Here is a 23,005-nt window from a genome sequence, read left to right as displayed (position 1 = left end):
CGCCCGGCCTTGAGCCCGCGGGTGCATTCGTCGAGGAGTGCGCCTGTTTCGTCTGTCCGGCCCGACCGGCACCTGCCTTTCAGGGAAGTTTCAGTGGACCCGGCGATGCTCCTTCCAGCTCACGTGGAAGGGGAGGGCCATGGGCCTGATACGGCGGATCACGGTGTCGATGGTGGTCATGGTGTGCGCGCTCGGGGCGCTGGCGGCGCCACCCGCCCAGGCCGCGGCGGCGGGAATCGTCGCGATCGCGGAGGGCGAGTTGAACAACGCCGAGCGCAACCACGAGGAGCCGCTCGGCAGCGACTGCACGTTCTACGTCGCCCAGACTCGGCCGCACATGGCGGGGTGTGGCAATGGATGGCGGGCCGGGAGCTGGTGCGCCGACTTCGTCAAGTACGTGTGGCGGGTCGCCAAGGACCCGGAGGCCATGCAGCCGGACCGGGCGGGCAACCTCAACGGGTGGGCGCACTCGTTCTACGAGTACGGCCGCAGGCAGGGCACCTGGCACCCCCGTGGGTCCGGCTACCAGCCGCGGCCGGGCGACGCGATCGTGTTCGACTGGGCCGCCGACGGTTTCGACTCGACCGTGGGGAGCTTCGCGGGCGGCGGGTACGACATCGACCATGTCGGCATCGTCCGGTCCGCCGACTCCACCGCGGTGTCGACGATCGAGGGCAACGCGAGTGACCGGGTGCTGGCCAAGTCATACCCGCTGACCAGCCCGTCGATCGTCGGGTACACCACCCCGACCAAGGCGTTCTGGCCGACGCAGACCAAGGGCGATCGTGGCGCCGACGTCACCGCGATCCAGCACCTGCTGGCCAGTTCCGGCCGCACGGTCCCGGTCGACGGCGAATTCGGCGCGAGCACCGACACCGCCGTGCGCGATTTCCAGACCGCCCGGGGACTGGGCGCCGACGGTAACGTCGGACCGAATACCTGGGCGGCTTTGGCACCAAGCCTGCAACAAGGGGACAACAGCAGCGCGGTGAAAGCACTGCAATTCCAGCTCAACGTCAAACGCGGCGCCGGTCTCGTCGTCGACGGCGATTTCGGCGGCCTGACGAAAGCGGCCGTCGTCGCTTTCCAGCAGCATGCCGGAATCGAATCCAATGGCATCGCCGGGCCCATCACCTGGCGCCACCTGATCTCGCACCACCAGCCGCTCGGCACGGGCGTCTGTGTCGCGGGCGGGCGCTGGGGCACGGCCGCCGCGGTCGGCCAACTCACCGCGGCGGCGAGCCGCGTGGCCGGGCTCGCCGTGCGCGACCTGGGCGCCGAGCACGACGGCGGCTGGGGCATGGACGCCCGGCTGGCCCTGATGCGCACCGACCGGGGTCAGTGCGGGGGCCCGGTCGACCGGTTCTCCCCGCTCTACGACCAAGCCGCGACTCGTGAGCTGATCGCCGCGGCGCGGGCGACCGGGCGGGTCAAGGCGGTGTACTTCAGCGACCCGGTGCTCATCGCGGAAGGGCTGGTCACGGCCGGTCCCGACGACGCGGTCGCGGTCCGGTACTGCGCGGTCGTGCACCCGGATCCCGCCTACGACTGCTGATGGCGGCCATCCAGGTCGCACTCGACCTGCGCCGGGCCGAGGTGCGCGACCGCATCGGCGCGGCGCTCGCCGGGATCGCGACCGTCAGGCTCGGCCGGGCGGCGACGGTGGTGTTCACCGACACCCCGACCGCGGGGACGGTGGCCGTGCTCGACGGGCCGGGCGCGGTCTGCCCGGCCGTGCGGGCGGGCGCGATCGGCCTGGTGCTGGCCGACGACCCGGACGAGCACTTCGGGCAGGCGGCGCGGCAGGTGTTCCGCCATGGCGGCTGGATATCGCCGCGGCTGACCGGCGCCCTGCTCGGGCTGGTGCCCGCCGCCGCGGTGCCCGCGGGCCTGACCCCACGCGAGCGGGCCGTGCTCGACCTGCTCGCGGACGGGTTGGACAACGCCGAGATCGCCCGCCTGATGGTGGTCAGCGTCAGCGCGGTGAAATTCCACGTCTCGAATATCCTGCGCAAATTCGACTGCCGCGATCGGACCCATTTGGTCGCCCGAATCGGCGGCCGAACCTGGTCGGTGGACTAGTGAATTCGCGACAGGGGCCGAAATAACCTTCTTGCGATACCCAAGGAGGGGATTGATGAAACGACTTTTCACCGTGGCGGCCACCATCGGAGTCGCGTTCGCGATACTGGCCACCACCCCCGCGCACGCGTTCCCACAGGCGTTCTGGCCGACCCAGAGCAAGGGTGACAAAGGCGCCGACGTGACCGCCATCCAATACCTGCTCGTGCACTCCGGACGCCCGGTGTCCGTCGACGGCGACTTCGGCGGCGGCACGGACGCCGCCGTCCGCTCGTTCCAGTCGGCCATGGGCCTCAGCGCCGACGGCAACGTCGGACCCAACACCTGGACCGCGCTGGCGGTGACCCTCAACGCGGGCGACAACAACCCCGCCGTCAAGGCGCTGCAACACCAGCTCAACCTCAAGCGGAACGCGGGCCTGTCGGTCGACGGCGGCTTCGGCCCGGCGACCCGGGCCGCGGTGGTGAGCTTCCAGCAGCACGCGGGCATCGAGGCCAACGGCGAGGTCGGGCCGATCACCTGGCGCAACCTGATCTGGCACTACCAGCAGATCGACCGCCCGGACGTGCCGCAGACCTGCCAGTTCGCCTCCAGCGTCAACGGCCACAACGCCCACTGGGGCACCGGGTCCACCATCGGATGGCTGACCGCGGCCGGGGCCCAGGTGCTGGCGGCGGGGCTCGGGCCGGTCGCGGTGCGCGACATCAGCCTGGAGCACGGCGGCGAGATCGCCGACCACGCCAGCCACGAGACCGGCCTCGACGCCGACCTGCACCCGATGCGCACCGACCGGGCGCAGTGCGTGGGCCAGGTCGACCGGTTCTCCGCGCTGTACGACCGGTCCGCCACCCGGCAGCTCGCCCAGGCGCTGCGCGCGACCGGCCGGGTCAAGACCGTCTACTTCAACGACCCGGTGCTGATCGGCGAGGGCCTGACCGAGCAGTACCCGAACCACGACGACCACCTGCACGTGCGCTACTGCGAGGTCGTGCACCCCGACTCGAAGTACGACTGCTGATGCGCCGGGCGACGACACTGGCCGCGCTGACGGCCGTATTCACGATCACGCTGACGGCCATCGCCACCGCCGCACCGCATCCGGGCACCTTCGCGGGCAAGGCGTTCGACACCTGCGAGACCCCGTCGTCGGCGACGATGCAGGCCTGGTCTGCGTCGCCGTACCGGTCGATCGGGATCTACTTCGGCGGTGACGGGCGCGGCTGCAAGACCCAGGCCAACCTGACCGCCGCGTGGGTCGGCGAGCAGACCGCGCGCGGCTGGCATCTGCTGCCGCTCTACGTGGGCAGGCAGGCGCCGTGCAGCACCACCCAGTCGCTGAGGATGGCCTACGACCCGGTGACCGCCCGCGACCAGGGCCGCCAGGACGGGTCCGACGCGCTGACCCGTGCGGCGGCACTGGGGATCGGCGCGGGCAGCGCGCTCTACAACGACATGGAGCACTACGACAGCGCCAACGCGCAGTGCCGTGCGGCGGTGCTGAGCTACCTCACCGGCTGGACCGAGCGGGTCCACGAGGCCGACTACCTGTCGGGCGTGTACTCCAGCGCCGCTTCCGGTATCCGCGACCTGGCGAACGTGTACCGGTCGAGCACCTACGCCCGACCCGACCACATCGACTTCGCCTGGTGGAACGGCGTGGCCGACACCAACGCCGGGTCGTACTTCCCGAGCGCGTACTGGTCCAACCACCAGCGGATCCACCAGTACGCGGGCGATTTCGCCGAAACCCACGGCGGGGTGCGGATCTTCATCGACGCCAACCAGGTCGACATCCGACCACCGGTCAACCGCGACTTCGCCGCCTACCCGACGCTCAACCGCGGTGCGAACAACCCGGAAGTCGCCGCGCTCCAGTACCTGTTGCGCGACGACGGCCGCGAGCCCGGGGCGGTCGACGGCGACTTCGGGGCAGGCACCGAGACGGCGGTGAAGGCATTCCAGAGCGCCCACGGTCTGACCGCTGACGGTGAGGTCGGTCGGCGCACGTGGACCGCCCTGTTGTCGGCCGGGTGGCAGCCCAGGCTGCGGCCGGGCGCCACCGGGCAGGAGGTCCGGCGGCTGCAACGCGCGCTGACGGCCGCGCTCGGCCGGTCGATCGGCGTCGACGGCCAGTACGGAGCGCGGACGGAGCAGGCGGTCCGGGACTACCAGACCACTCGCGGACTCCCGGTGGACGGCAACGCCGGACTCCAGACCTGGACCGCCCTGCAAGGAGGCCAGTGAGCGGCGGTTAGGGCAGTGACCACCGTGCTAGACGGGAACCCCGGACTCGGGGCCGATGACCCGGCGGACCGCCGGGTCATCGGCGGGCTCCCGGGCCTCGCGTGCGCCGTAGGCGGCGAAGGTGGCCATGGCGTCGGCGAGCACGGAATCGGCGCGCGCGCTGTCACCCCGGGCGCGGTACAGCGCCGCGAAGTCGCGTTCGGTCCGTGCCCGCCACAGCGGAACGTCCATATCGGACCAGATCGCCATCGCGGCGGTGAGCGCGCGCTCGGCGTCGGCGAGGTGGCCGTCGGCGAGGTGGAGTTCCCCGATCGTGCGCAGCGTGACGGCCTGACCCCACCGGTCGGCGAGCGCCTCGCACACCCCGAGCGCCCAGTCGAGCTCGGCGCGCACCGAGGCGCGCACACCCAGCCGCAGTTCGGCTTTCGCCTTGGCCCGCACCGAGTACGCCCACATCAGCCGGTCCCCCAGCGTTTGGAACAGCTCGACCGCCCGCCTGGCCGCCTCGATCGCGGGCGGGTACTCGCCGAGCGCGCGCAGCCGCAGGCTGATCGTGCGCAGTGTCAGCGCCTCGCCACGAGTGCTCCCCACCTGTCGGTAGGCGGCCAGCGCCTCCGCCAGGTCGGCGCCCGCCTGATCGAACTCGCCCAGCTCCAGCCGAACCGACCCGGCCATCCGCGCGGTGTAGGCCACCCCGGCGTCCTCGCCGAGTTCGCGCAGCAGGTCGGCGGCGCGGTCGAGGTGGCACAGTCCCTCCGCCAGCCTGCCGGACTCGCGGCAGGCCGCGCCCAACCCCGCCAGCGCGACCGCCTGACCGTGCCGGTCACCGAGGTCGCCGAACATGCGCAGGGCGGTGGCGTTGCCCTCTCGAGCCTCGATGTAGCGGTCCTGGAGGTAGCGCACGTGCGCCAGTTCGGTGAGCATCATCGCCTCGCCGCGGCGGTCGCCGCTCTGGCGCGCGGCGGCCATGGCGGCGGCGTTGATCCGCTCCCGCGACTCGAACCGGTTGACGCCGAGGAACGACGGGCCGAGCTTCACCGCGGCGAAGCCGCACACCAGCGCGTGCAGGCCGAGGCCCGCGGCGCGCTCGACGCCGACGACCACGGCGGGCTGCTCGATCTCGAACCAGCTCTGCGGTGTGGCCATCGCCAGGTCGATCATCGCGGGCGAGACCGGCGGCGTGGCGACGGCGGGCAGCCGCCACTGGATCTCGTCCGGCGGCGAGTCGCCCGCCATCTTGTCCAATATGGACAGCCAGGAGCCGAGGACCCGGCTGACCGCGTCGACCAGGTCGGCGGCCGACTCCTCGCGTTCGGCGGCCTCGTGGGCGTAGATGCGGACGAGGTCGTGCAGCCGGTACCGCAGGCAACCCAGCTCGTCGACCCTGGTGAACTCGGCGAGATGGGTGTCGACCAGGTGCTCGACGATGTCGTCCGCGGCGGACTCGGGGATGCCGAGCAGCCAGGCCACCACCCACGAGCCGAACTCGGGCACACCGAGGAACCCCAGGCGGCGCAGCGCGGCCCGGCCCAGCGGCGGCAGCGCGAGGTAGCTGAACTCGACGCTGGTGCGCACGGCGAGGTCGGCGGTGCTCAGTTCGTCGAGGCGGCGGCGTTCGTCGGCGAGCCGGTCGGCCAGCACGGCCAGCGGCCACCGCTGCCGCGACGCCAACCGGGCCCCGGCCACCCGCAGCGCGAGCGGCAGCCCGCCGCAGCGCTCGACGATCCGGTCGGCGGCGTCGGGTTCCGCCGCCACCCGGCGGTCGCCGACGATGCGGCCGAGCAGTCCGCGGCCCGCGGCCGCGTCGAGCACGTCCAGGTCGAGCCGGTTCGCCCCGGCGAGCCCGGTCATGCTCTCCCGGCTGGTCACCATGACCGCGCACCCGGAGCCGCCGGGCAGCAGTGGCGTGATCTGCCGCTCGTCGCGGGCACCGTCGAGCAGCACCAGCACCCGCCGGTCGACCAGCAGCTCCCGGTAGACCTCACTGCGTTCGGCGGTGGACTGCGGAATCTGGTCGGCGGGCACCCCGAGCGCCCGCAGGAACCGGCCGAGCACTTCGCCGGGGTGGGCCGGGCTGTCGCTGACGCCGCGCAGCTCGGCGTAGAGCTGCCCGTCGCGGAAGCGCGGCCCGACGATCCCGGCGACCCGCGCGGCCAGCGTCGACTTTCCGCCGCCCCCGGGTCCGGTGATCACCTCGATCGGGTGGGCCACCCGGTCCCGGCCGGGCAGCAGCCGGTCGACCAGGGTCTCGATCTCCTGGTCGCGGCCGGTGAAGTCCGGCGGCACCAACGGAACCTGTCTCGGCACCCTGGCCGCGCGTGGCGTCGCCGCCCCGCGCAGGATCGCCACGTGGACGGCGCTGAGCTCGGGCCCGGGCCGTACGCCGAGTTCCTCGTCGAGCACCGCGCGCGCCGTCTCGAACGAAGCCAGCGCCTCCGCCTGTCGACCGCAGCGGTGCAGGGCGATCATGTGGAAGCCGCGGAGCCGTTCGTGGGCGGGGAACCGGGTGAGCAGCCCCGCCAGCTCGGGGACGAGCTCGTCGTGCCTGCCCAGCTCCAGGTCGAACCCGATCCGGTCGGCCGTGGCGGTCAGCCACAGCTCGTCGAGTCGCGCGACCTCCCCCGACAGCGCGTCGATGCCTTCCAGCGCCTGCCCACGCCACAGCGCGAGCGCACCGCGCAGGAGATCCCCGGCCGCCGCCGGGTCGGCCGACCGGGCGGCGGTGACCTGACGGACGAACACGGTCACGTCGAGCGCGTCGGCGGGCACCCGGATGAGATAGCCGGGTGGCCGGGTGTGGATCACATCGACCGCGCCGTGCTCGGCCAGCGCCCGCCGCAGCGACTTGACGTAGGTCTGGATCCCGGCCCGCGCGGTCGGCGGCACCTCGCGCGGCCAGAGCACCTCGACCAGCCGCTCGACCGACACCACCCGGCCGTGCTCGAGCAGCAGCGTGGCCAGCAGGGCCTTCGGCTTGTTCCCGCCGATCGCCACGGTCCCGCTGTCCGCCACCACTTCGACCGGTCCGAGCAGCCGGTATTCCACAGCCCCCATGTGCCCTCCACGCCGGCAGCACAGCGTGCCGTGCGGAGAACCTAACCGACCCGACCTTCGGACGAGACACATTCGCGTTCGGCCATATCAGCGAGTGACGCGTCGCGACCGAGCATGCGCCCTGGGTGAAAGAAGTCAGACCAGCTGGTACGTGTAGCCGTTCGGGGCGGTGAAGAACCACGTGCCGTCGTCGTAGACGCGCCACGTGAACTCGCGTCCGGTACCGCGGCCCGAGTACGTGCACCTGTCGACCCGTGCCGCCGTGTCGTAGACGCACCACGCCTGCTTGATCCCGTCGCCGGTCTCCACGTACTGGGCGGCATACCAGGTTCGGGGGCCGACCTCGCCATCCGCGGTCAGCCGGTTGCCGTTGTAGTCCAGGTGCCAGGAATCCGACTGCCACCGCTTGGTGCGGGTCTCGGTGTTGGAGCCGAACTGGCCGTCGACGGTGGCGGCGGTGATGCCGCCACCGAGGTTGTCCGCCCACAGGATCGACTGCCAGAAGCGGATCAGGTCAGGGTCGTTGTAGCAGGAACTCCACCGGCAGATCTCCGGGTTCTCGACCCAGGTCCGGGGATTCAGCTCGGTGGCCGACGCCGTCCCCGCGGTACCCGCCATGACGGCCACCGCGGCCGTGATCGCGATGCCGACGTTCCTTACTCTCCGCAGCACTTTCCGCAGCACAACAGTTCTCCTTCGCTTCGAGGGGTGTGCCCTGAACAGCCATTACGGGGCGGTTTCAGTTGGTTTTCAGTGCGCGCTGCCACGCTCGGCTCCGTCACTCGCTCACTGGGGGTCGAACATGACGAACGCGCAGCGCAGACACGAGTTCGCGCAATACCTGACCTGGCTCAAGCAGCGCAGCGGCCGGACCTACGAGCAGCTGGGCCGGGCCACGAACATGGGGAAGTCGACGGTCCACCGCTACTGCGGCGGCGTCTGCTTCCCGGCGGTCTTCGGCACCGCCGAGCAGATCGCCCTGGCGTGTTCGGCGAGCCAGGAGGAGCTGAGCAAGCTGTACCGACTCTGGGAGCGGTCGAACTCCGCGGTCGAGACCGTGGTCCGGGCACCGGTCCCGCCGCGCCGCAAGCGGTTCAGCTGGCTCGCCGCGGCCCTGGCCACCACCGTCCTGGTCGGCATCGTCTCCGACCCGATCGGGTGGACGCGTCGCTCGTAGCAACCTGGGCACTCCCGACCGGTTCGGGAGTGCCCAGGCCGATCACGTGCTGTTGAGCCCGTACCAGACCTTGTCCTTCGGGTTCTCGAAGAGCCAGAGCCCACCGTCGAGGATCTTCGACCGGACCGTGCGGGCGAGGCCCCGGTATTCGTAGAGTTTGTTGCTCCCCTGCATACCGGCGTACACCCAGCGCCCGTTGTTCTCCGCCTTGCCCCAGGTGTTCGGACCGACCTCGCCGTCGGCCTGCAAGCCGTGCCTGGTCTGCCACCGCTGCGTGCGGGTGTGGGTGTTGGGGCCGAACTGCCCGTCGATCGTGCCGACGTCGACCCCGCCGACGTTGTCGGCCCACAGGATGGACTGCCAGAACATGGTGAGGTAGCTGTCCTTCACGCACTTCGACCACTGGCACAGCATCCGGTTGCTGCTCCAGTTGTCGGGATCGTTGGCAAGCGCGGTACCCGCGGTCCCGACTATCAGCCCCACTGTCGCCGCGAGCGCGACCGCCGCTTTGACGAACGTCCTCCTCATCATGGCGGGCCGCCCGTCAGCAGGACGTCGACGGGAAGAACGTGCCGCGGCTGCTGCTGACATCCATGCGGATGTCCACGTGGACATGGTCGTTGTGGCCCGCGTATCCCGGTCCCTGCACGGAGCTGAAGCCGGAAGACTTGGCCTTGACCAGGATGGCGCACAGCGCCGCCTTGTCGCCAGCACCCTGGCTCAGATCGGCCCCGGCGCCGTAGAGGTGCATGCTGTCGCTCGCACCGCCCGCGGCCGAGTTGCACGCGATGTCGCGGAACCCGGAGTTGATGTCGAGCGGCCGGTCGCCGAGCTTGTGCCGCAACGCTTCGAGCTTCCACATGACCCGGTTCGCGTACCCCATCGCCGCCGTGCGGCTCACCTTGCCGCCGGTGAAGTCCGAGTGGCAGTCGTTGTCCATCTCGGAGTAGCTGAAATGGATCGGCGTGCAGTCGGAGTCCTGCAGGGACAGCAGCTTGGCCTGCGTCATCGGCCCGGCCTGGCCGTCGGCCGACAAACCGTAGGCGGCCTGGAAGTTCTTGACCGCGTTCTCGGTGCGGGAGCCGAAGTTGCCGTCGACGCTGAGCACCTCGGTGGACCCGGTCCACCCGGCCACGCGGATCTGCAGCGCGGTGACGTCCGCGCCGCTCATACCCACACGCATCTCCCGGTACCACCCGGTGCACGCATCCGCGGCGGCGGCCGGTCCCGCCGTCACCACACTTCCCGTCATGATCCCGCCCAGAACGATGGCGAACGCCGTGAGGACACGGGTGACCCGCATGGACTTCGGGCTGGCTGAGTTGGACAAGGATTCCTCCCCTGGCTTGCGACTCAGTCCGGAGGTGGACTCGGAGTCGGACAGGCACCAGCCTCGGCGGCGCGCCCAGCCACCGGCAATGAGCGGACGCAAGGTCGGGACGGCGGGACGAGAACAGGCTCGTGACCAGTCACAACGGCCCGGAATTGGGACAGGCGGAATCCCTTATGGACCGATGAGAAGGTGCGATCAGCACCACGCCGGCCAGACACAGGGCGGCTGAGCCCGACCGCGACCCGGTGGCCCCACGGGGATCTTGCGACGCAACCTCAGACCGGGAAGTTCTCCATGAGGAACCGCTCCATCGCCTGACGGCATATCTGCGTGCCCCAGGTGTTCCACGCGAAGTCGAAGATGTGCTCCGCGTAGGGGATGGTGACCAGCTCGTGCTTCACCCCGGCCTGCCGGAGCTTGTCGGCCAGCATCACCGACCCGGCATAGGGCGCGATGTGGTCACGGTCGCCGTGCATCAACAGCGTGGGCGGGAGACCGGGCCGCACATACGTGTCGGCGGAGGCAAACGTGTAGTGCTGCGGGACCTCCTGCGGGGTTCCGCCCGTGTAGTTGCGGATCCACGGCCGCACCTTGGACTGGAAGCCGCTCTGGTCCCAGGTGATGTTCAGGCTGACCGCCGGGTAGAAGGCCATGGCGGCCTTCACCGAGGTGTCCTGGACCTCGCAGCTCGGCTTCACCCGCTCGTCGGAGTAGGCGCCCATCAACGTGAGGTTCCCGCCTGCCGAGCCACCGGCGATCATCACCCGGTTCGGATCGACCTGGTACCGCTGCGCCTGCGACTTCACCCAGCCGATCGCGCACTTCACGTCCGCGGGCGCCTGGTCCCACCGGGTCGGCGGGGCCAGCCGGTAGTCGATCGCGAAGACCGCGTATCCCTTGTCGTTGAGCCACTTGTGCCACAACGGCACCTCGCCGCGATCGCCGACGTTCCAGCCACCGCCGTGCACCCAGACCACGGCCGGACGCGGTCTGGCCGGGGTTCCCGGCGGCACCTTCGCGTCGAGCTTGAGCTGCTGCCCGTCCACCTCGTTGTAGACCACGCTCAACGCCTCGACCGGCTTGCCCTCGTTCGAGCCGCCCTCGAGGTAGTCGCCGACCGAGAGATCCGTCCCGTAGTGGTCGGCCGCGCGCCAGGACGCCACCAGCGGGAAACAGATCGCCACCGTGGCCACCAGCGCGATCACGCCGGTCACCGTGCCGACCCGCCTGGCCTCCGCCCGGTAGGCCACGAACGCCAGGCCCAGCCCGATCAGGCCGAGCAGCAACAGGTTCAGGCCGCTGTTGCTGATGATGCCGGAACCAGGATCAGGATCTCCGGAATCGACTCCGTGGCGATCACGTCTCGTCGACCGCGGACGCCTGCTCCGGATCGACGGCCTGCTCAGGAGAAGGATTCTCGGTCACGGCGGAAGTCTCGCGCCGCAGGCCGAACCCGGCCATGCCAAACGACTCCTGCGCCGGGTTTCCCTCAGAGGGGTGACCTGCCTGCTGCCGACGGCCTCGATCGGCAAGGACCTGAACGCGTACGACGCGACGTACATCAAGCCGCAGGTTCGGCTGGGACCCGTCACCATCACCGACCCCGGCCGGCCGGTTGATCCGGCCGGCCGTGCACACAGCGATCAGGTGTAAGGGTTGTCCTTCCACGTGCTGCGCGCGATGTCGGCCGAGTTCTCCGAGCAGTTCAAGGAGGTGCCGACCTTGTCGCACTCCCGGACGGTGACGCGCACCGACTTCACCTTCATCGGCTCGGTCGGGTACGTCCGGCCCGTAGCCGTGATCCCGTCCGAGCAGCCGCTGGCGTCGCCCACGAAGGAGTTGCCGACGTGCACGCTCCCGTCCGTCCAGATCGACTCGACCCGCACGTACGCGCCCGCGCCGTCAGCCGGACACTTGTCGGCGACGGTCGCGGTCACCTCGAAGGTCATCGTGCCGTGGAACACCACGTTGCCGTAGGCATTGGCCCACCCCGCGTAGGTACCACCGGACGAGGTGCTGATGTTGAATCCCTGCGGCGCCGACGCGGCGCCCGCGGGTCCGGCAATGCCGAGCAACGCGCACCCGGCAAGGCCGAGTGCTGCGGTGGAGCGTGCGAAACGCAGTCTCACTGAACTTCCTCCGATGTCATCATGAATCGAAACAAAATCGTTTCGCCTGGCTCCTACGTGCTCAGGCGTCAACCTTCTGAGATGCGATGCGCGCGCGACCACGCAGGATCCCCGAAGCGCGGTGATCCGCACCACAGGCGCCACCGATCCCGCTCAGCATCCGACCACCGGCGACCCGGGCGGAGACGGCGCGTCACCAGGGAATCGGCCCGTCCTCGGCCAGAAAGGCCCCAGTCGGGCCGTCCTCGCCCACAGTCGCCAGGCCAACCGCCACCGCCGCGCCCTCCTCTGCCGTGCGTATCCCGGTGTGGCGGTTGAGGTCGGTCGCGCAGTAGCCGGGACTCACCGCGTTGACCAGGATCCCTTCGGCGCGCAGTTCATTGGCGTAGAGCACGGTGATCGCGTTCAGCGCGCTCTTCGAGGTGCAGTAAGGGAGGAGGATCGAGGAGTAGGCGGACCACGGGCTGCCCGGGTCGGCCAGGTGGGTGAGGGAGCCGAGTTCGCTGGACATGTTGACGATGCGTGCGGCGGTGGAGCGGCGGAGCAGGGGGAGCATGGCGTGGGTCACCGCGATAACGCCGACCACGTTGGTCTCGTAGACCTGCCGGACGGTAGCGGCTGGGGTTTCACTCGGGTTCTGCGGTCCGGCGGCGATCGCGGCGTTGTTGACGAGGATGTCGAGGCAGCCGAACGTGGCGTCGATGTGCTTGGCGGCGGCCTGGACCGAGTCCTCGTCGGTGACGTCCAGCGGTATGAACCGTACGTCGGCGCCGTCGGCGCGAAGCTCCTCGGTCGCCGCCTCGCCACGCTCGGCGTCGCGGGCGCCGATCAGCACGGTGATGCCGAGGGCTGCGAGCCTGCGCGCCGTTTCCTTGCCGATGCCCTTGTTCGCGCCGGTGACCAGAGCAGTCTTCTGCGAAGTCGTCATGGCACCCAGCCTCCCCTCACCCATGGGCAGCGGGGAAAGACCAGAAGACTCTGGATCTATAGTCCACAGATATGAGTGAGCTGGAGGTGCGGGAGCTGAGGTACTTCATCGCGGTCGCCGAGGAACTGAATTTCAGCCGGGCCGCGCAACGCCTGGGAATGGCGCAGCCCCCGCTGTCGAAGGCGATCGCTCAGCTGGAGTCCCGGCTCGGGGTACGACTGCTGGAGCGCACCACCCGGCAGGTGAGGCTGACCAACGCCGGTCAGGTGCTGCTCGACCAGGCCCGGATCGCGGTCGACATGGTGCACGCGGCGGCCCGGCGGGCACGCCGGGCCGGTCAGCCGACACCCCAGCTCATCGTGGCGGTCAAACCGGGAGGCGATGCCGGGCTGCTGCGGGAGATCCTCGCCGCCTACCGGGGAATGGGCTCGCAACTGCCGCCGCCCGAAGTCATCGTCGGCGGCAGCGGAGAGCCGATCGCCATGCTGCGGGACGGCCGTGCCGACGTAGCGCTGCTGCGCGGCCCGTTCGACGGTCAAGGGCTGGATTCCGAGACGCTCGTGGTCGAGCCGCGACTGGCCGTCCTCCCCGCCGGACACCGCCTGGCCGGACGCAAGCGACTGCGGCTGACCGACCTCAAGGGTGAACCGATCCCGCGCTGGAAGGGGGCCGCCCCCTCCAATACCGCCTACTACACCGGGAACGACGGCGCAGAAACAGGCGATGGCCACACAGGCTTGGCACCGGCTGACACTCCTGAGGGGCCGCTTGTGGCCAGCGTCGAGCAACTCCTCGAGGTGGTCGCGCTGGGGCAGGCGGTGGCGTTCCTGGCACGCTCCACCACCGAGCGGCACCAGCGTCCGGACATCGTCTACCGGCCGGTCACCGGCCTCAGCCCCAGCGCGGTCATGGTCGCCTGGCCGGAGACCTCGCGATCCGCGGCCGTCGCCGCCTTCGTCCAAGCCGCCCACGACGTCGCCGCCCACCACCCCGACTACATGACCGCACTGGCCTACTGACCGGGGCCAAGAACCCAGGCGACGGCTGCTCCCCGGCTTGCGTTCAGGCCGCCGGTCCAACGCCCGAAGCCTCCAGTGGTGCGCTTGCCGTGGTGCCCCACCAGCGGCGCGACGCCAACGCGGCCAGCGCGGCGCCCGCGGCGTTGACCAGGACGTCATCCACAGAGGACACCCGGTCGAGCCGCAGCACGTACTGCGCGGTTTCGACCATGACCGAGAAACCCGCCCCCAGCACCAGAATCCGCGGCACGGACCGCAGCGCCGGGAACCGGATCGGGGCGAAGAAACCCAGCGCCGCGAAGATCAGCAGGTTGCCGCCGATCCCGATCGGCCCCATCGTGAGCAGGTCCCGCAGCGGAACCAGGCTCACCCGAGCGGGGACGACGCCTGCCCCCGATCCCGGCATCATGGTCAACCAGACGAGCGGCACAGTCCCGTAGACCATGCCCACCTCGGCCAGCGACATCCGCCACGCCGAGGTCACGCCCGCGGCGCGTCGGCGGCGCGCCAGTGCCCACACGGCCAGTGCGGCCAACGGCAGCCCGACCAGCGTCATGAGCAACACGCCGTTGAACGTGTCGAAGCAGCCGTGCCACCGCCCGGCCAAGCACCGCGGAGCGGACATCATGAGCGGCCGCCGCACGCCGAAGACAACCCCGGCCAGACCAAGGATCACCAGGCTGACGAGCACGATCCGGCGCGTGCGGCGAGTCGGTGCTGACAGGGAGACACTCTGATTCATGCCCCCATTAGAGACGGAGGGTGGTTTCAGGGGCATATGCGTTTTGGAGACCTTCGCGTCACACAGAATCCCCGACGTTCGTCACGCCGTTAGGCGCGGTTCCCCGACGGCGACTCACCTTGGTCGGCCGTTTCCTCCGGCGGCAGCATCGACCACACCACCTCCGGCACGCCTCGGCTGAACTTCGCGCCGTGGGCCCACACCTCGCCGGGGAGGTCGAATTCGGTATCGGTGAAGGTGGCTCCAGCGGCGAACTCGGCGCGCTGGAACCGTCCACTATGGTCAAACCGAGCCTTGTAGAACGACACATCACCGCCGAACCGCGCGTCGACGAATACCCCAGTCTCCCTGAACCGAGTCCATTCGAACACGGCCTGGCCGTCGAAGCGGGCACCCTCGAAGTCAGCTCCGATGAAGTCCGCGAAGGCGAACCGGGCTTCGTCGGCGAACCACGCCCGTGCGAAAGAGGCTTGGCTGGAAAAGTGCGCCCCGTGAAAGGAAGACCTGCCCTCGAACCGAGCGCCGACGAAGCGAGCGGGTGAGCTGAAGTCCGCGGTTACAAAGCGGGTCTGGCCGGTGAATCGTGCGACGTCAAACCGAGCCGCACGCAACCGGCAGTCGCTCAGGTCGAGATCGGTGAGCGTCGCCCCGGTGAGATCCAGATCGACATCGGGCCAGAACGTGGGGACCGGACGCCGGGGGTGCGGGCCCGGGCGGACATGGTCGACCAGAATCCGTTGGGCGGTCAGGCGTACTTGCTGTTCCTGGACCCGGTCACGGATCTCCTCGGAGCCATCTTGATCGGCATCTCGGGCGGGAGTATCGCTTGGCAGGTCGTAGGGCATGCGCAGGTATGCGCAGAGCACGTTGACGATCGTCTGCCGTTGACCGGCGTTGTTCTGGGCGAGCCGTTCCAGTGCGTAGAGACCGGCGAGGCGGACAGGCGCCTTGTCGGACCCGAGTTGGTCCGCGGCCTTGGCGTACAACTCGGTGACCCGCTTCTCCGCCGCGTCCAAGGCGACGTCGGCGGCGCTGAGTTCTTGATGCCACTGACGACGGACGGCCAGCAGCAGGGCGAACACCCCACCGATCCCGGCCCCGATACCGAGCCCGGTCTTGATCGCCTCGACGCGAGCAGCGGCCGGATCCACCGCCCTGTTCGCCTCAGTCAACAACCACGCCGTCGCACCCCACGCGACACCAGCCACCACCAATCCTGCCCCCGCGACCACCCACCAGCTCAGTGCTGGGGCCTGCCGATCGCGCGGCGCGCGGCGCAGGCCGCGAAAGAGCGCGGTGACCAGCAACCCGACCGCGATCGCGAACAGCAGGACCAGTCCCGCGCGTGGCCGCAGCCAATGCCACAGGGCGATCCAGTCCACCCAGCCGACTGACGAAGCCACCGCGGCGCCGAGCACCGCCAGCCCAACCAGAGCGGGAGCCGCTGTATCGCGCCGAAGACTCGCCATGCGGAGACGATCTCAGATCAGTCTGAACCCGTCACCGTTGGTTGGCGTTATTGGTCGCGGTTCCACGACACGTGATCTCCTCTGGCCGACCGGGGCATGGTGCTCGCCCAATCGCCGACCTCGCCGATGTCACGGATCAGCTTCGCGCTTCGGCTCCCGCCGACGTCGCGACAGCCGCCCAATGGCCGCCCGGGGCGCGTTGATCAGCAGGCGGGCGCGGCGATGCGGGCCGCGTTGGCGGTCAGGTCGTCGACGGAGTCCTGCGCGGCGCGTTCGGCGCACACCCTTTCGTGGTAGAGGCGGACTTCCTCGCGTTCGGTTTGGCTATCCCATCCGAGGTCCGAGGCGACGAGCCGAGCGATCTCCGCGGCGGCGGCGAGACCTCGGTCCGGCGTCTCGATCGAGATGCGGGTGCGCCGGGTGAGGATGTCGTCGAGGTGCAGAGCACCCTCGTGGGTCACCGCGTACACGGCTTCGACCCGCAGGTATTCCTCTGCGCCGGGGATCGGTTCGGCCAGGCTCGGATCCCGCCCGATGAGCTCGATCAGGTCGTCGATCGCCGATCCGTACCTGCCCAACAGATGCTCCACAGTGGACACGCCGAGCCCGGTGCGCCGGGCGATGGCGGCACGGTCCTCCCACATCTCGTGGTAGCCGATGGCGCCGACGACCGGCAGCCGCTCGGTCAGCGAGGGCGGCACGGCCCGGCCCAGGCCGCGCACGGCCGCGTTCACCACGTCGGCCGCCATCACCCGGTAGGTGGTGTACTTGCCGCCCGCGATCACGAACAGTCCCGGGACGGGTTCGGCGACGGCGTGTTCCCGTGACAGCTTCGCCGTTTCGCTGGACTCCCCCGCCAGCAGCGGCCGGAGCCCGGCGTACACCCCGTCGACGTCCTCGGCGGTCAGCGGTGTCCGCAGCACGGAGTTCACGTGCTCCAGCAGATAGTCCACATCGGACCGACTGGCGGCGGGGTGGTCGCGGTCGAGGTCCCATTCCGTGTCGGTGGTGCCGATGATCCAGTGCTTGCCCCACGGGATGACGAACAGGACACTCTTCTCGGTGGGGGCGATCAGGCCGGTCTCCAGGTCGATGCGGTCCCTGGGCACCAGCAGGTGGATGCCCTTGGACATGCGCACCTGGAACGGCGCGGCGACGCCGGTCATGGCGTGCAGTTCGTCGGTCCACACGCCGGTGGCGCTGATCACCCGTCGGGCGCGGATCTCGTGCTCCCGCCCGGACTCGACGTCGCGCACCCGGGCGCCGACGACCCGCCCACCATCCCGAAGCAGGCCGATCGCCTTGGCCCGGCTGAGAACGGTCGCTCCGTGCCGCGCGGCCGTGCGGGTGATCATCATGGTGTGCCGCGCGTCGTCGACTTGGGCGTCGTAGTAGCGGATGGCGCCGCTGAGCGCCTCCGGCTTCAGTGACGGCGCCAGCCGCAGTGCCTGCTTGCGCGAGAGGTGCTTGTGCCATGGCAGCGCCCGCGCCCCGCCCATCGTGTCGTAGAGCAGCACGCCCGCCCCGACGTAGGCGCGTTCCAAGACCCCGCGCGTCAGCGGGAACAGGAACGGCACCGGGCGGACCAGGTGTGGCGCCAGTCGGTGGAGCAGCAGGCGTCGTTCCTTGAGCGCCTCCCGGACCAGGCTGAAGTCGCGCTGTTCCAGGTAGCGCAGGCCACCGTGGATCAGCTTGCTCGACCGGCTCGACGTGCCCGCCGCCCAGTCCCTGGCCTCGACCAGCGCGACGCGCAGGCCGCGTGCGGCGGCGTCGAGGGCGGCGCCCGCGCCCACCACTCCCCCGCCGATGACGAGCACGTCGAACTCGGTCTCCTCGATGCCGCGCAGTGCCGCGGCGCGGTATGCCGGGTCCAGTCGTGTGGACACTGTGTCTCCTTTTCCTTTGCGGGGCCGGTCAGTCGTCGATGTCGACCCAGTCGAGGGTCCGGGTGACGGCCTTCTTCCACCGCGTGTAGCCACGTTCGCGCTGCTCCTCGTCCATGGTCGGCTGCCAGCGCACGTCCTCGCGCCAGTTCTGCTCGAGTTCGGCGGTGTCGCGCCAGAAGCCGACCGCGAGGCCCGCCGCGTACGCCGCGCCCAGCGCGGTCGTCTCCGCCACCACCGGGCGCGACACGGGCACGCCGAGCAGGTCGGCCTGCACCTGCATGCACAGCTCGTTGGCCGTCACGCCGCCGTCGACGCGCAGCACGTCGAGGGTGACCCCGGAGTCGGCCTGCATGGCCTCCACGACGTCGCGTGTCTGGTAGCAGATGGATTCCAGCGTGGCGCGGGCGATGTGCGCGTTGGTGGAGTACCGGGACAGGCCGACGATCGCGCCGCGGGCGTCGGAGCGCCAGTAGGGCGCGAACAGACCGGAGAACGCGGGCACGAAGTACACCCCGCCGTTGTCCTCCACTTGGCGTGCGAGGGATTCACTCTGCTCGGCGCCGGAGATGATGCCGAGCTGGTCGCGCAGCCACTGCACGGCGGAGCCGGTCACCGCGATGGAGCCCTCCAGCGCGTACACCGGCTTGTCCTCGCCGAACTGGTAGCACACGGTGGTGAGCAGGCCGTGTTCCGAGCGGACGAGTTCGTGGCCGGTGTTGAGGAGCAGGAAGTTGCCGGTGCCGTAGGTGTTCTTGGCCTCGCCCGGCCGGAAGCACACCTGTCCGACGGTGGCCGCCTGCTGGTCGCCCAGGTCGCCGGAGAGCTTCACCTCGCCGCCGAACGGGCCGTTCGCGCGGGTCACCCCGTAGAGCTCCGGATTGGAGGACGGCAGGATGAACGGCAGCATTTCCCGTGGCACACCGAAGAACGACAGCAGCTCGTCGTCCCAGTCCCAGGTCTCCAGGTCCATCAGCATGGTGCGGCTGGCGTTGGTCGGGTCGGTGACGTGTACGCCTCCGTCCACGCCACCGGTCAGGTTCCACAGCAGCCAGGTGTCGATGGTGCCGAAGATGGCGTCGCCGCGCTTGGCGTCCTCGACGACGCCCGGCACGTTCTCCAGGATCCACTTGAGCTTTCCGCCGGAGAAGTAGGTGGCCGGGGGCAGCCCGGCCTTGCGGCGGATGACCTGGCCGCGCCCGTCACGGTCGAGTTCGGCGGCGATCCGGTCGGTACGGGTGTCCTGCCAGACGATCGCGTTGCAGTAGGGCCTGCCGGTGCGGCGGTTCCAGACCACGGTCGTCTCGCGCTGGTTGGTCACGCCGACCGCGGCGAGGTCGCTCGCGCTCAGGTTCGCCTTGTTCAGCGTGGACTCGACGACCGCGCGGGTGCGTTCCCAGATCTCGGTGGGGTTGTGCTCGACCCAGCCGGGGCGCGGCAGGATCTGCTCGTGTTCGAGCTGGTGGCGGGCGATCTCGTTGCCGCCGTGGTCGAACACCATGAATCGGGTGCTGGTCGTGCCCTGGTCGATCGCTCCGACGAAGTCAGCCATCGAGGTTCCTTCCGCTGCGGGGAGTGGTGGTCAGAACAGGAACTGGGAGGCGAGGCCCGCCAGGACGCCGCCGATCAGCGGCCCGACGACGGGGACCCAGGCGTAGGCCCAGTCCGCGTCCTTGGCGCCGCTCGCGGGGCGCTCGGGTCCGGGGTCTCCCGCCGGTGCGCCGACAGTGACCGCGGCCGAGACCGTGCGGTGTGCCGGGAGCAGCGCGTAGGCGATGCGCGGGCCGAGGTCGCGGGCCGGGTTGATGGCGTACCCGGTGGGTCCGCCGAGCGAGGCGCCGATGCCGACGACGAGCAGCGCCGCGGCGACCGGGCCGAGCCCGTGCGGCGTCTTGCCGAGCGCGAGGATCACGATCACCAGGACGAAGGTGCCGACCACCTCGGTGAGCAGATTCCATTGGTAGACCCGGATTTCCGGCCCGGTGGCGAACACGCCGAGCCGCTTGCCCTCGTCGGGCTCGGCGTCGAAGTGCTTCTTGTAGGTGACGTACGCGGTGCACGCCCCGAGGAACGCGCCGACCAGCTGACCCGCGACGTACGCCAGGGTGGAGGCGAAGCCCACCGGCACGCCGGGCGCGTACTCGGCCGCGCCGCTGGACAGGACGCCGAGGGTGACCGCGGGGTTGAGGTGTCCGCCCGACTTGTAGGCGACGAACACGCCCGCCATCACGGCGAGTCCCCACCCTAAGTTGATCAGCAGCCAGCCGCCGTCGAACCCTTTCGACTTGGTCAGCAGCACATTGGCGACCACGCCGGCGCCGAGCAGCAGCAGGATGCCGGTGCCGAGAACCTCACTGAGGAAGACAGAGCCGAGTGTCATCGGCTCCTCCTTTCTCCGATCCATTTCGCGTCGGGGCCGGCGCGATGAGCGGACGTTACGAAGCGGTTTCCGAAGCCTCCAGAGCCGCCGTTCGGCATTGTCGAACGGCGGCCGGCGGCCGCCTGACCTGCGAAAGCCCCACGAAAGGCTTATGACCCAGCTCACAGTTGTACGGAGGGTTGTCCGGCGAGGGCCGGTGCGTTCGACATTGTCGAATCAACTGTTTTGGAGTATTTTCGCCGGATGCCGGGCCCAATACAGTCGATCGAGCGAGCCGCGGCGATCCTCCGGCTACTGGAGCGCGGTTCGGGACGGCTCGCGCTGGGCGAGATCGCGGCCGCCCTCGGCTTGGCCAAAGGCACCGTGCACGGAATCCTCCGCACCTTGCAGGACGTCGGCTTCGTCGAGCAGGAGCAGGCCGGTGGCCGGTATCAGCTGCCCGCGGGAGGCCCGCGGGCCCGAGCGAGTCGGATGGACCCGAACCTGCTGCGCGCGCGGGCGATGAACTGGTCGGATTCCCTGGCCGCGCGCAGCGGCGAGGCGGTGCGCATCGGCGTCGAGTCGAAGGGGGCCGTGCTGGTGGTGCACCACGTGTTCCGCCCGGACGACACGGCCCAGACCTCCGACTTCGGCGCGACGCTGCCGCTGCACGCGACGGCGTGGGGGAAGGTGCTGCTGGCCTGGGACAACGACCTCTCGACCGCGGCGCTGAGCGCAACCCTGACCGCGCTGACCAGCCGCACGGTCGTCAAACCCGCGGCGCTGACGAGGATGCTGGCTGACGTGCGGTCGCAGGGGTGGGCGATCGACGTCGGGGAGTTCATGCCCGGGGAGGCCAGTCTGGCCGCGCCGCTGCGGCTTCCCGGCGGGTCGGTCGTCGGCGCGATCGGGGTCTCCGGACCGGCGGATCGCTTGTGCGCCAACAACCTGCGGCCGCGGCAGGACCTGCTGGTGTCCGTTGTGGAGGCGAGCCGGTCGGTCTCGCGCGATCTGGCCGTGGAACGGTGACATGCAGCGGTATGTGATGGCGATCGACCAGGGCACCACGTCCACCCGGTGCATCCTGTTCGACCAGCGGGCCCGGCTGGTGTCCGTGGCGCAGCGGGAACACCGGCAGTGGTTCCCGAAGCCCGGCTGGGTCGAGCAGGACGCCGTGGAGATCTGGCGCAACATCGACCGGATCGTGCCGCAGGCGCTGCGCGAGTCGGGTATCGCCGCCGAGCAGGTCGTCGCCCTCGGCATCGCCAACCAGCGCGAGACCACGGTGGTCTGGGACCGCCGAACCGGGGTGCCGATCGGCCGGGCGATCGTCTGGCAGGACGTCCGCACCGAGGAACTCGTCGCCGAACTCGCCACGCGGCCGGGCGCGGAGGAGATCCGGGACCGCTGCGGCCTGCCGCTGGCCACCTACTTCGCCGCGCCCCGGCTGCGCTGGCTGCTGGACTCGGTGCCGGGGCTGCGGGCGCGGGCCGACCGCGGCGAGGTGCTGTTCGGGACGATGGAGACCTGGATCATCTGGAACCTCACCGGCGGCACCGACGGCGGCATCCACGTCACCGACGTCACCAACGCGAGCCGCACCCTGCTGATGAACGTGGCGACCCTGTCGTGGGACCAGGACCTGTTGGCGTTCTTCGGCATTCCCCCGCAGATGCTGCCCGAGATTCGTCCGTCCACAGGAGACTTCGGCGTCACCCGCCGGGTCGTCCCGGGCATCCCGATCAGGGCGGCGCTCGGTGATCAGCAGGCGGCGCTGTTCGGGCAGACGTGTTTCTCCCGCGGGCAGACCAAGTGCACCTACGGCACGGGCAGCTTCCTGTTGATGAACACCGGGAACTCGGCTGTGCGCTCCACCCACGGCCTGCTGACCACGATCGGGTACCAACTGGCCGGTGAGCCCGCGGTGTACGCGCTGGAGGGTTCGATCGCGGTCACCGGGTCGCTGGTGCAGTGGTTCCGCGACAACCTCGGCCTGATCGCGACCGCCCCGGAGATCGAGACGCTGGCGGGCACCGTCGAGGACAACGGCGGCTGCTACATCGTGCCCGCGTTCTCCGGCCTGTTCGCCCCGCGCTGGCGCAGCGACGCGCGCGGCATCGTCGTCGGGCTCACCTCGTACATCACCAAGGGGCATCTGGCCCGCGCGGTCCTGGAGGCCACCGCCTGGCAGACCCGCGAGGTGCTCGACGCGATGAACGCCGACCTCGGCGTCAACGCCGCCGCGATCAACGTCGACGGCGGCATGACCTCGGACAACCTGCTGATGCAGTTCATCGCCGACGTCCTCGACATCCCGGTGAACCGGCCGATGATCTCCGAGACCGTCTCGCTCGGCGCCGCCTACGCCGCGGGCCTGAGCGCGGGCTACTGGCCCGACCTCGAGGGCCTGCGGCGCAACTGGCACCTGGCCGCCCAGTGGCTGCCCCGCATGGACCCGGCCTACCGGGAAGCCGAGTACGACAACTGGCGGCGCGCGGCGGAACTCAGCTACGGCTGGGCCCGCCGCCCCTGACCGCCGCCCGGGTGGTTCAGCGCTCGACGCCGGGCGTCGCGCTAGCGCCAGTA

21 protein-coding genes are annotated in these 23,005 nt (G+C 70.2%); 9 read left to right on the top strand and 12 right to left on the bottom strand.

The features are described from left to right. The first annotated feature begins 139 nt into the window (after positions 1–139). Genes C8E96_RS14700 through C8E96_RS33715 form a run of 4 tightly spaced genes read left to right on the top strand, consistent with a single transcriptional unit; the run spans position 140 to position 4,326 of the window. Complete coding sequence (locus C8E96_RS14700) at positions 140–1,555, top strand: peptidoglycan-binding protein (protein ID WP_091373586.1); 1,416 nt, start codon at positions 140–142, stop codon at positions 1,553–1,555. Continuing rightward, positions 1,555–2,082, top strand: coding sequence for a response regulator transcription factor (locus C8E96_RS14695; RefSeq protein WP_091373583.1), 528 nt, complete (start codon positions 1,555–1,557; stop codon positions 2,080–2,082). The genes C8E96_RS14700 and C8E96_RS14695 overlap by 1 nt, the downstream gene beginning before the upstream one ends. Positions 2,083–2,137: 55 nt before the next feature. Further along, a complete protein-coding gene (locus C8E96_RS14690) occupies positions 2,138–3,100 on the top strand; it encodes a penicillin-insensitive murein endopeptidase (protein WP_091373580.1) in 963 nt (320 codons plus the stop codon). Further along, positions 3,100–4,326, top strand: coding sequence for a glycoside hydrolase domain-containing protein (locus C8E96_RS33715; RefSeq protein ID WP_091373577.1), 1,227 nt, complete (start codon positions 3,100–3,102; stop codon positions 4,324–4,326). Before C8E96_RS14690 ends, C8E96_RS33715 begins: the two co-directional genes overlap by 1 nt. A gap of 27 nt (positions 4,327–4,353) precedes the next feature. On the opposite strand, the gene C8E96_RS14680 is transcribed toward C8E96_RS33715, so the two are convergent. Together C8E96_RS14680 and C8E96_RS14675 are read right to left on the bottom strand one after the other, a co-directional pair. Beyond that, complete coding sequence (locus tag C8E96_RS14680) at positions 4,354–7,380, bottom strand: AfsR/SARP family transcriptional regulator (protein WP_091373574.1); 3,027 nt, start codon at positions 7,378–7,380, stop codon at positions 4,354–4,356. A 135-nt stretch (positions 7,381–7,515) separates the two neighbouring features. Next, the gene (locus C8E96_RS14675; RefSeq protein WP_091373571.1) at positions 7,516–8,064 is read right to left on the bottom strand and encodes a peptidoglycan-binding domain-containing protein; all 549 of its coding nucleotides are present in this window, start codon (positions 8,062–8,064) and stop codon (positions 7,516–7,518) included. Positions 8,065–8,182: 118 nt separating this feature from the next. Here C8E96_RS14675 and C8E96_RS14670 point away from each other — a divergent pair, with 118 nt between their 5' ends. Further along, on the top strand, positions 8,183–8,557 hold the full coding sequence (locus tag C8E96_RS14670) for a helix-turn-helix domain-containing protein (protein ID WP_091373568.1): 375 nt from the start codon (positions 8,183–8,185) through the stop codon (positions 8,555–8,557). A 42-nt stretch (positions 8,558–8,599) separates the two neighbouring features. Here the strand turns inward: C8E96_RS14670 and C8E96_RS14665 are convergent, their stop codons facing one another. From C8E96_RS14665 to C8E96_RS14655, 3 genes are all read right to left on the bottom strand, one after another. Then, positions 8,600–9,085 carry a peptidoglycan-binding domain-containing protein gene (locus C8E96_RS14665; RefSeq protein WP_228769827.1) on the bottom strand — a complete coding sequence of 162 codons (486 nt, stop codon included), beginning with the start codon at positions 9,083–9,085 and terminating at the stop codon, positions 8,600–8,602. Between the two features lie 16 nt (positions 9,086–9,101). Continuing rightward, positions 9,102–9,887: a D-Ala-D-Ala carboxypeptidase family metallohydrolase gene (locus tag C8E96_RS14660; RefSeq protein WP_324187088.1), complete on the bottom strand. Its 786-nt coding sequence runs from the start codon at positions 9,885–9,887 to the stop codon at positions 9,102–9,104. Between the two features lie 278 nt (positions 9,888–10,165). Continuing rightward, positions 10,166–11,176 (bottom strand): alpha/beta hydrolase, encoded by a 1,011-nt coding sequence (locus C8E96_RS14655; protein ID WP_166657998.1) that lies wholly within the window; start codon positions 11,174–11,176, stop codon positions 10,166–10,168. A gap of 211 nt (positions 11,177–11,387) precedes the next feature. On the opposite strand from C8E96_RS14655, the gene C8E96_RS33280 reads away from it, so the two are divergent. Continuing rightward, a complete protein-coding gene (locus C8E96_RS33280) occupies positions 11,388–11,543 on the top strand; it encodes a hypothetical protein (RefSeq protein ID WP_166657997.1) in 156 nt (51 codons plus the stop codon). Here C8E96_RS33280 and C8E96_RS14650 read toward each other — a convergent pair. Together C8E96_RS14650 and C8E96_RS14645 are read right to left on the bottom strand one after the other, a co-directional pair. Continuing rightward, the gene (locus tag C8E96_RS14650; protein ID WP_091373558.1) at positions 11,534–12,019 is read right to left on the bottom strand and encodes a hypothetical protein; all 486 of its coding nucleotides are present in this window, start codon (positions 12,017–12,019) and stop codon (positions 11,534–11,536) included. The two genes, C8E96_RS33280 and C8E96_RS14650, sit on opposite strands and share 10 nt — an antisense overlap. A 193-nt stretch (positions 12,020–12,212) precedes the next feature. Continuing rightward, a complete protein-coding gene (locus C8E96_RS14645) occupies positions 12,213–12,947 on the bottom strand; it encodes an SDR family oxidoreductase (RefSeq protein ID WP_176926751.1) in 735 nt (244 codons plus the stop codon). 71 nt (positions 12,948–13,018) lie between these two features. On the opposite strand from C8E96_RS14645, the gene C8E96_RS14640 reads away from it, so the two are divergent. Beyond that, positions 13,019–13,966 carry a LysR family transcriptional regulator gene (locus C8E96_RS14640; protein ID WP_091373554.1) on the top strand — a complete coding sequence of 316 codons (948 nt, stop codon included), beginning with the start codon at positions 13,019–13,021 and terminating at the stop codon, positions 13,964–13,966. A 43-nt stretch (positions 13,967–14,009) separates the two neighbouring features. Here C8E96_RS14640 and C8E96_RS14635 read toward each other — a convergent pair whose 3' ends face one another. The 5 genes from C8E96_RS14635 to C8E96_RS14615 all read right to left on the bottom strand — a co-directional run bounded on the left by C8E96_RS14635 (position 14,010) and on the right by C8E96_RS14615 (position 20,440). Beyond that, on the bottom strand, positions 14,010–14,708 hold the full coding sequence (locus C8E96_RS14635) for a VanZ family protein (RefSeq protein ID WP_091373549.1): 699 nt from the start codon (positions 14,706–14,708) through the stop codon (positions 14,010–14,012). 89 nt (positions 14,709–14,797) lie between these two features. Next, positions 14,798–16,015: a pentapeptide repeat-containing protein gene (locus C8E96_RS14630; protein WP_166657996.1), complete on the bottom strand. Its 1,218-nt coding sequence runs from the start codon at positions 16,013–16,015 to the stop codon at positions 14,798–14,800. A 365-nt stretch (positions 16,016–16,380) separates the two neighbouring features. Then, positions 16,381–18,063 carry a glycerol-3-phosphate dehydrogenase/oxidase gene (locus C8E96_RS14625; RefSeq protein ID WP_091373544.1) on the bottom strand — a complete coding sequence of 561 codons (1,683 nt, stop codon included), beginning with the start codon at positions 18,061–18,063 and terminating at the stop codon, positions 16,381–16,383. Positions 18,064–18,091: 28 nt separating this feature from the next. Beyond that, entirely contained in the window at positions 18,092–19,612 is a 1,521-nt protein-coding gene (gene glpK / locus C8E96_RS14620; RefSeq protein ID WP_091373540.1) for a glycerol kinase GlpK, read from the bottom strand. Between the two features lie 30 nt (positions 19,613–19,642). After that, positions 19,643–20,440 (bottom strand): MIP/aquaporin family protein, encoded by a 798-nt coding sequence (locus C8E96_RS14615; RefSeq protein ID WP_091373535.1) that lies wholly within the window; start codon positions 20,438–20,440, stop codon positions 19,643–19,645. A 243-nt stretch (positions 20,441–20,683) separates the two neighbouring features. Here C8E96_RS14615 and C8E96_RS14610 point away from each other — a divergent pair, with 243 nt between their 5' ends. Beyond that, positions 20,684–21,448, top strand: a complete 765-nt coding sequence (locus C8E96_RS14610; protein WP_091373532.1) for an IclR family transcriptional regulator — start codon at positions 20,684–20,686, stop codon at positions 21,446–21,448. A 1-nt stretch (position 21,449) separates the two neighbouring features. Further along, positions 21,450–22,952, top strand: coding sequence for a glycerol kinase GlpK (glpK, locus tag C8E96_RS14605; RefSeq protein ID WP_091373529.1), 1,503 nt, complete (start codon positions 21,450–21,452; stop codon positions 22,950–22,952). Positions 22,953–23,005 lie beyond the last annotated feature (53 nt).

Origin of the sequence: Actinokineospora alba (genome assembly GCF_004362515.1) — a bacterium.
Lineage (GTDB): Bacteria > Actinomycetota > Actinomycetes > Mycobacteriales > Pseudonocardiaceae > Actinokineospora > Actinokineospora alba.
This window is presented reverse-complemented; position numbering and strand designations above follow the sequence as displayed.

What these genes read in the sequence shown, in the direction of transcription:
- glpK (WP_091373540.1), bottom strand. Translation starts at nt 19,612, where the DNA reads ATGGCTGACTTCGTCGGAGCGATCGACCAGGGCACGACCAGCACCCGA.
- C8E96_RS14695 (WP_091373583.1), top strand. Translation starts at nt 1,555, where the DNA reads ATGGCGGCCATCCAGGTCGCACTCGACCTGCGCCGGGCCGAGGTGCGC.
- C8E96_RS14610 (WP_091373532.1), top strand. Translation starts at nt 20,684, where the DNA reads ATGCCGGGCCCAATACAGTCGATCGAGCGAGCCGCGGCGATCCTCCGG.
- C8E96_RS14635 (WP_091373549.1), bottom strand. Translation starts at nt 14,708, where the DNA reads ATGAATCAGAGTGTCTCCCTGTCAGCACCGACTCGCCGCACGCGCCGG.
- C8E96_RS14665 (WP_228769827.1), bottom strand. Translation starts at nt 9,085, where the DNA reads ATGAGGAGGACGTTCGTCAAAGCGGCGGTCGCGCTCGCGGCGACAGTG.
- C8E96_RS14700 (WP_091373586.1), top strand. Translation starts at nt 140, where the DNA reads ATGGGCCTGATACGGCGGATCACGGTGTCGATGGTGGTCATGGTGTGC.
- C8E96_RS33715 (WP_091373577.1), top strand. Translation starts at nt 3,100, where the DNA reads ATGCGCCGGGCGACGACACTGGCCGCGCTGACGGCCGTATTCACGATC.
- C8E96_RS14615 (WP_091373535.1), bottom strand. Translation starts at nt 20,440, where the DNA reads ATGACACTCGGCTCTGTCTTCCTCAGTGAGGTTCTCGGCACCGGCATC.
- glpK (WP_091373529.1), top strand. Translation starts at nt 21,450, where the DNA reads ATGCAGCGGTATGTGATGGCGATCGACCAGGGCACCACGTCCACCCGG.
- C8E96_RS14670 (WP_091373568.1), top strand. Translation starts at nt 8,183, where the DNA reads ATGACGAACGCGCAGCGCAGACACGAGTTCGCGCAATACCTGACCTGG.
- C8E96_RS14640 (WP_091373554.1), top strand. Translation starts at nt 13,019, where the DNA reads ATGAGTGAGCTGGAGGTGCGGGAGCTGAGGTACTTCATCGCGGTCGCC.
- C8E96_RS14690 (WP_091373580.1), top strand. Translation starts at nt 2,138, where the DNA reads ATGAAACGACTTTTCACCGTGGCGGCCACCATCGGAGTCGCGTTCGCG.
- C8E96_RS14645 (WP_176926751.1), bottom strand. Translation starts at nt 12,947, where the DNA reads ATGACGACTTCGCAGAAGACTGCTCTGGTCACCGGCGCGAACAAGGGC.
- C8E96_RS14680 (WP_091373574.1), bottom strand. Translation starts at nt 7,380, where the DNA reads ATGGGGGCTGTGGAATACCGGCTGCTCGGACCGGTCGAAGTGGTGGCG.